This window comes from Nocardioides sp. (genome assembly GCF_051876515.1).
Classification (GTDB): domain Bacteria; phylum Actinomycetota; class Actinomycetes; order Propionibacteriales; family Nocardioidaceae; genus Nocardioides.
Map to the genome: position 1 here is coordinate 1 of NZ_JBJEHY010000222.1, position 5755 is coordinate 5755.

5 protein-coding genes are annotated in these 5755 nt (G+C 71.1%); 4 read left to right on the forward strand and 1 reads right to left on the reverse strand.

All coding sequences use genetic code 11. The annotated features are described in order from the left end of the window. A partial coding sequence (locus ACI379_RS15870; protein WP_439793085.1) for a TetR/AcrR family transcriptional regulator occupies window positions 1–634 on the reverse strand: 634 nt, incomplete at its 3' end. Between the two features lie 109 nt (window positions 635–743). Here ACI379_RS15870 and ACI379_RS15875 point away from each other — a divergent pair. The 4 genes from ACI379_RS15875 to ACI379_RS15890 all read left to right on the forward strand — a co-directional run. Beyond that, window positions 744–2387 (forward strand): FAD-dependent monooxygenase, encoded by a 1644-nt coding sequence (locus tag ACI379_RS15875; RefSeq protein ID WP_439793086.1) that lies wholly within the window; start codon window positions 744–746, stop codon window positions 2385–2387. Further along, complete coding sequence (locus ACI379_RS15880; protein ID WP_439793087.1) at window positions 2384–3241, forward strand: alpha/beta fold hydrolase; 858 nt, start codon at window positions 2384–2386, stop codon at window positions 3239–3241. The genes ACI379_RS15875 and ACI379_RS15880 overlap by 4 nt, the downstream gene beginning before the upstream one ends. Further along, window positions 3238–4269 (forward strand): VOC family protein, encoded by a 1032-nt coding sequence (locus ACI379_RS15885; RefSeq protein WP_439793088.1) that lies wholly within the window; start codon window positions 3238–3240, stop codon window positions 4267–4269. The genes ACI379_RS15880 and ACI379_RS15885 overlap by 4 nt, the downstream gene beginning before the upstream one ends. Before the next feature lies 1 nt (window position 4270). Further along, window positions 4271–5755: bifunctional 3-(3-hydroxy-phenyl)propionate/3-hydroxycinnamic acid hydroxylase (locus tag ACI379_RS15890; RefSeq protein ID WP_439793089.1), on the forward strand; the 1485-nt coding region annotated here is incomplete at its 3' end.

The following is a 5755-nucleotide window of genomic DNA, read 5'->3' on the forward strand; positions in this document are numbered from 1 at the left end:
CGAGCTCCGGAAGCTCGGGAAGCGGTCGTGCGCAGACGTCGCGGGCGTCCTCGGCGGACATGCCGACCGGACGCAGCATCCGCTCGTCGAACCGGTCGGAGACGTCGGCGTCGTCGAGCTCGGGGTGTGAGTCGAGCAGCTGCAGCAGCCCGAGCAGGGCGCCGCCGACGGCCATGAGGCCGAGTTCGACGTCCTCGAGGTCGAAACGACCGGCCGCGACGCCGTTGGCGAGATCGCGTCTGGCCCGTGGTGCCAGACCCTCGTCCCGCACGAGGATCGACACCCCGGTGTGCAGCAGCACGCGGACCTGCTCGGGCATCCGGCGCTGGAGCCGCCCGGTGAGCCGGAAGCTCGCCGCGAAGACCTCGGCCGGGTCCTCGATCGGGGCCACGAGTCCGTCGAGCAGGGTTGCGTAGCCCTCGACCGTGGCGCGTACGGCGGCCTCGAAGAGGGCCTCCTTGGTCGGGAAGAAGTTGTAGAACGAGCCGAATCCGACCCCGGCGCGGTCGGTGATCTCCTGGATGCTGACCGCGGTCCGCTGCTCCGAGATGAGTGCCTGGGCGGCGCCGATGAGCGCCTGGTGGGTCCGCGCGCGGCGACCCGTCAGCGGCGCTTCGTACGTCTGGGCGCTCACGTCCACCTCCTGGGGATCTGGTCGGGGTCACTCTACGAGCCGCCTCTTGACGAAGTCATCACATTCATCTGATGATTCCATCAAGTTTCTCGGAGGGGAGATCACACGCATGACTGACACTCAGATCGTGGTGGCCGGGGCCGGTCCCGTCGGCACCTGCCTGGCCATCGACGCGGCCCTGCGCGGCGTCGACGTGGTCGTCGTGGAGGCGCGCGCCGCAGACGACCCGCCGGACGCGAAGTGCAACACGATTGCCTCGCGCACCATGGAGACCTTCCGGCGCTTCGGCATCGCCGAGGAGGTCCGCGCCGCCGGGCTTCCCGACGACTACCCGACCGACACGGTGTACGCGACGAGCCTCAGCGGCCCCGAGTTGACCCGGATCACCATGCCCTCGCGCGCCGAGCGCCCACGCTCCGGCTTCCACGACGACCACTGGCCCACGCCCGAGCCGATGGTCCGAGAGAGCCAGCTGTGGCTGGAGCCGATCCTGCGTGCCAAGCTGCTGTCGCTGCCCAACGTCCGGTTCCTCGCGCGGACCGAGGTGACCGGCCACGCGCAGGACGCCGACGGGGTGACGGTGCGCTGCCGCGATCTCGACGAGGACCGGTCCTTCGACCTGCAGGCCGCCTACTTGGTCGGTTGCGACGGTGGAGCGAGCCGGGTGCGCAAGGCGATGGGCGTACGACTCGCCGGAGACGCGGAGATCGCGCGCACCCGCACCACGCTGGTCCGCTCGTCCGGCATCCGTGCCCTGTTCGGCGACCGGCGGCCCGCATGGATGACCTGGGTGGTCAACCACCAGGCGCGCGGCAACGTGGTCGCCATCGACGGCGAGGACCTCTGGCTGGTGCACCGGGCACTGCCCACCGGTGAGACCGACTTCGAGGCCCTCGACGCCGACCAGTCGCTGCGCGACGTGCTCGGGGTGGGCCCCGACTTCGCCTACGAGGTCCTCAAGCACGAGGACTGGGTCGGGCGGCGCCTGGTGGCGTCTCGGTTCCGCGACGGCCGGGTCTTCCTCGCGGGCGACGCGGCGCACCTGTGGGTGCCGTTCGCGGGCTACGGCATGAACGCCGGGATCGCCGACGCGGTGAACCTCTCCTGGCTGCTCAGCGCGGTCCTCGAGGGCTGGGCGGACCCCGGCATCATCGACGCCTACGAGGCGGAGCGTCTCCCGATCACCGAGCAGGTGTCGCGGTTCGCGATGGCGAAGCTCGAGGAGAACGCGGCCGCCATGTCGGAGCGTTCGGCCCCCAGGGTGCTCTCGTCCCGAGGTCTCCTGGGGCGCGCGCTGCGCAGACGTCTGGGGCGCCGCCTCTTCGAGATCAACGTGCCGCAGATGTCTCCCGAGGGTCTGAACTTCGGCTACTACTACGAGGCCTCGCCGATCATCGTCGCCGACGGCGAGCAGGCACCCGCCTACGACATGGGCTCGTTCACCCCCTCCACCGTCCCCGGCTGCCGGCTGCCGCACTTCACGGTCGACGGCACCAGCGTCCTGGACCTGCTCGGGCCCCGGTACACGCTCCTGCGCCTCGACCCGGCCGTGGACGTGTCCGGCCTGGCAGGGAGCGGGCTGCCGCTCGTCGTGGTCGACGTCCCGAGACCGCCGGAACCCGCCTTCCGGCACGCCCTGCTGCTCGTACGCGCCGACACCCACGTCGTGTGGCGCGGTGACAGCCTCCCGCACGACACCACCGCACTCGTCGCCCTTCTCAGGGGCGTCCCCACCAGCCAGGAGAACCGATGACCGTCACCGAGACCATGACCGACGTCGGGGGGCGCGAGCTCTTCGTCACCTCGATCGGTGAGGGAACGCCGGTGGTGATGCTGCACGGCGGAGGCCCCGGCGCGACCGGCATGTCCAACTTCGCGCGCAACATCGATCCTCTGGTCGCGGCAGGTCACCGCGTCATCGTCCCGGACCTGCCCGGGTACGGCCGATCGACGAAGGGCATCGACCGGGCGGACCCGTTCGGGGACCTCGCGCTCGCCGTGCGCGGCCTCCTCGACGCCCTCGACCTGGAGCGGGCGCACCTCGTCGGCAACTCGTACGGCGGCGCCGCCGCACTGCGTCTGGCCCTCGACCGGCCCGACCGGGTTGACCGGCTCGTGCTCATGGGCCCCGGAGGCGTCGGCACCACCCGAGCCGTTCCCACCGAGGGACTGACCAAGCTGCTCGGCTACTACGGCGGCGACGGGCCGTCCCGGGAGAAGGTCGCGGAGTTCATCCGCCACTACCTGGTCGCCGACGGCATCGAGGTGCCCGACGAGATCATCGACCTGCGCTACGCCTCCAGCATCGACCCCGAGGTCGTGGCTGACCCGCCCCTGCGTCGCCCGAGCGGGCCCGACGCCCTCAAGACCATGCTCCGGATGGACTTCACCCGTGACAAGCGGCTCAAGCGGTGCGAGGTCCCGACGCTGGTCCTGTGGGGGCTCGACGACAAGGTCAACCGTCCATCGGGCGGCCCGGCGCTGGGTCGTGCCATGCGCAACTGCGACGTCTACCTCGCCTCGGGAGTGGGGCACTGGTTCCAGTACGAGAGGCCGGAGCTCTTCGCCAGCCTCGTCACAGACTTCCTGCGGGGGAGCGCGTCGTGACTGGTGCCGTGCCCGGGTCGGTCTTCGGGTCGGTCCACCTGGGGTACGTCGTGGTCGAGTCGGAGCGCTTCGTCGACTGGCACCGGTTCGGCGCCGACGCGGTGGGCCTGCACGTCGACCGGCTCTCCCGTGACGTGATGCGTTTCCGTCTCGACGACCACGCCAGCCGCTTCCTCATCCAGCGCGGGTCCGCCGAGGACCTCGTGGCGGCGGGCTGGCAGGTCGACGACCACGAGACGTTCGAGCGGGTCCTCGCGCGGGTGCGTGACCGGGGTGTGCCGGTCACCGAGGGAACGCCCGAGGAGTCCGCGCTGCGGGGGGTGGAGCGGCTGTGGCGCTTCCCCGGTCCGAAGGGGATCACGACGGAGCTGTTCACGCGGCCCGTGCGCACGGCGGCGCCGCTGCGCATGCTCAACGGGGCCTGGATCACCTCGGGGGAGCAGCAGGGTGGGAACGCCTGCGGCATGGGGCACCTGGCGATCACCACCAAGGATCCCGTCGGGTTGCAGCGCTACTACGACTACGTGTTCGACGCCCGGCTCAGCGACTTCATCGACGAGAACGTCTCGGGCCAGAAGCTGAAGATCCGCTTCCTGCGGACCGACTCCCGGCACCACAGCGTGGCGGTCGCGAACGTGCAGGGCCTCCCGATCGACCCGATCCGCACCTCGATCCAGCACATGAACATCCAGGTCGGCAGCCTCGAGGACCTGCTCGCCAGCTACGAACGGGTCAGGTCCCAGGGCTTCGTCATGCAGTGGAGCGTCGGCCAGCACACCAACGACCGCGAGCTGTCCTACTACTGCGTCACACCCTCGGGCTTCGAGCTCGAGGTCGGTTGGAACCCGGTCGTGGTGACCCCCGAGCTCGAGTCGACGTGGGAGCCGACGACGTACCAGGGGATCTCGATCTGGGGGCACACGCCGGTGGGGGAGAACGTGATCACCAAGATGAGCCAGTTCCGCAGGGCCGTCGCCTCCCTGCGCCAGCAGGAGATCCGCGTCCCCGCGATCAGTGGGGAGCGCTGAGGTGGGCGCTCTCGCCCGCGCGAACGACTACGACGTCGCGATCATCGGGTACGGCCCCGTCGGTGTCACCGCCGCCAACCTGCTCGGGGCACGGGGGCTCTCCGTCCTCGTCGCCGAGCGCGACGCGGACGTGTACACCCGGGCACGCGCGATCTCCACCGACGAGGAGGTGCTGCGGGTCTGGCAGCGCACCGGCCTGGCCGACCGTCTGGTCGAGGACATGCTGGTGGGCAGGCGGATCGACTTCGTCGACGAGCGCCGGCGCTCCTTCCTCGACCTGGTGCCGCAGACCCGGGGGAACGGCCACCCGGTGCAGGCGTTCATCTACCAGCCGGCCCTCGAGACCGAGCTGCGCAGGGGAGTGGAGCGCTACCCGGGCGTCGAGGTACGCCTCGCCACCGAGGTCGTACGGCACGCCCAGGACGCCGCCGGGGTCGAGCTGGAACTCCGCGACACCGTCGCTGACTCGTTCAGCCGCTCACGGGCGAGCTACGTGATCGCGGCGGACGGCGGATCGAGCACCACCCGCAGCCAGCTCGGCGTCGGCTTCGAGGGACGCACGTACGAGGACAAGTGGGTCGTCATCGACACCAAGGTCCTCACCGAGTGGCCCGAGGTCGACCGCCTGCGCTTCCACTGCAACCCCGAACGGCCGGCCGTCGACTGCCCGACGCCGTTGGGGCACCACCGGTGGGAGTTCCCGGTGCTGCCCGAAGACGACGAGCGCGCGCTGGTCACCGAGCCCGCCGTTCGCCGACTGCTGGAGGGCCAAGGGATCACCGCGGAGCACGTCGAGGTCCTGCGCGCGGTGGTCTACTCCCACCACGTCCGCTTTGCGGCCCGCTGGCGCACCGGCCGGGTGTTCCTGGCGGGCGACGCGGCCCACGTGATGCCGCCGTGGATCGGCCAGGGCATGGCCTCGGGCGTGCGCGACGTCAACAACCTGTGCTGGAAGCTCGACGCCGTCATCCGGGGCGAGCTGCCGGACTCCGTCCTCGACACCTACGAGGCCGAGCGCATGCCGCACGTGCGCCGACTGACCACCGCGGCGGTGAGCGTGGGCCGGATCATCACCGAGCGGCGTCAGGCGGTGACCCGGGTGCGCGACCCGCTGCTGCGTGCGGTCATGCGGACGCCCCGGTTGGGCCAGTTCGTGAGGGCCGCGCGATGGCTGCCCATGACGTCCTACTCGACCGGGCTCCTGGCGCCACGCGGACGTCGCGACAGGATCGTGGGGCGGATGCTCGTGCAGCCGTACGTCCTCGGCCCCGACGGCGTGCGGAGGAAGCTCGACGACCTGCTCGCCCCGGGCTGGGCGGTGCTCCACCTCAGCGACGTCGCCGGTCTCGACGCGTGGCGCGGTGCTGGAGTCCCGTGCTTCGAGGTGGCACCGCCAGGGGCGGTGCCGTCGGCGGACGCGATCGTGGACGTGGACGCGGTGCTGAGTGCCTGGATGCATGCGCGTCGGGTCCGGTCGCTCGCCGTA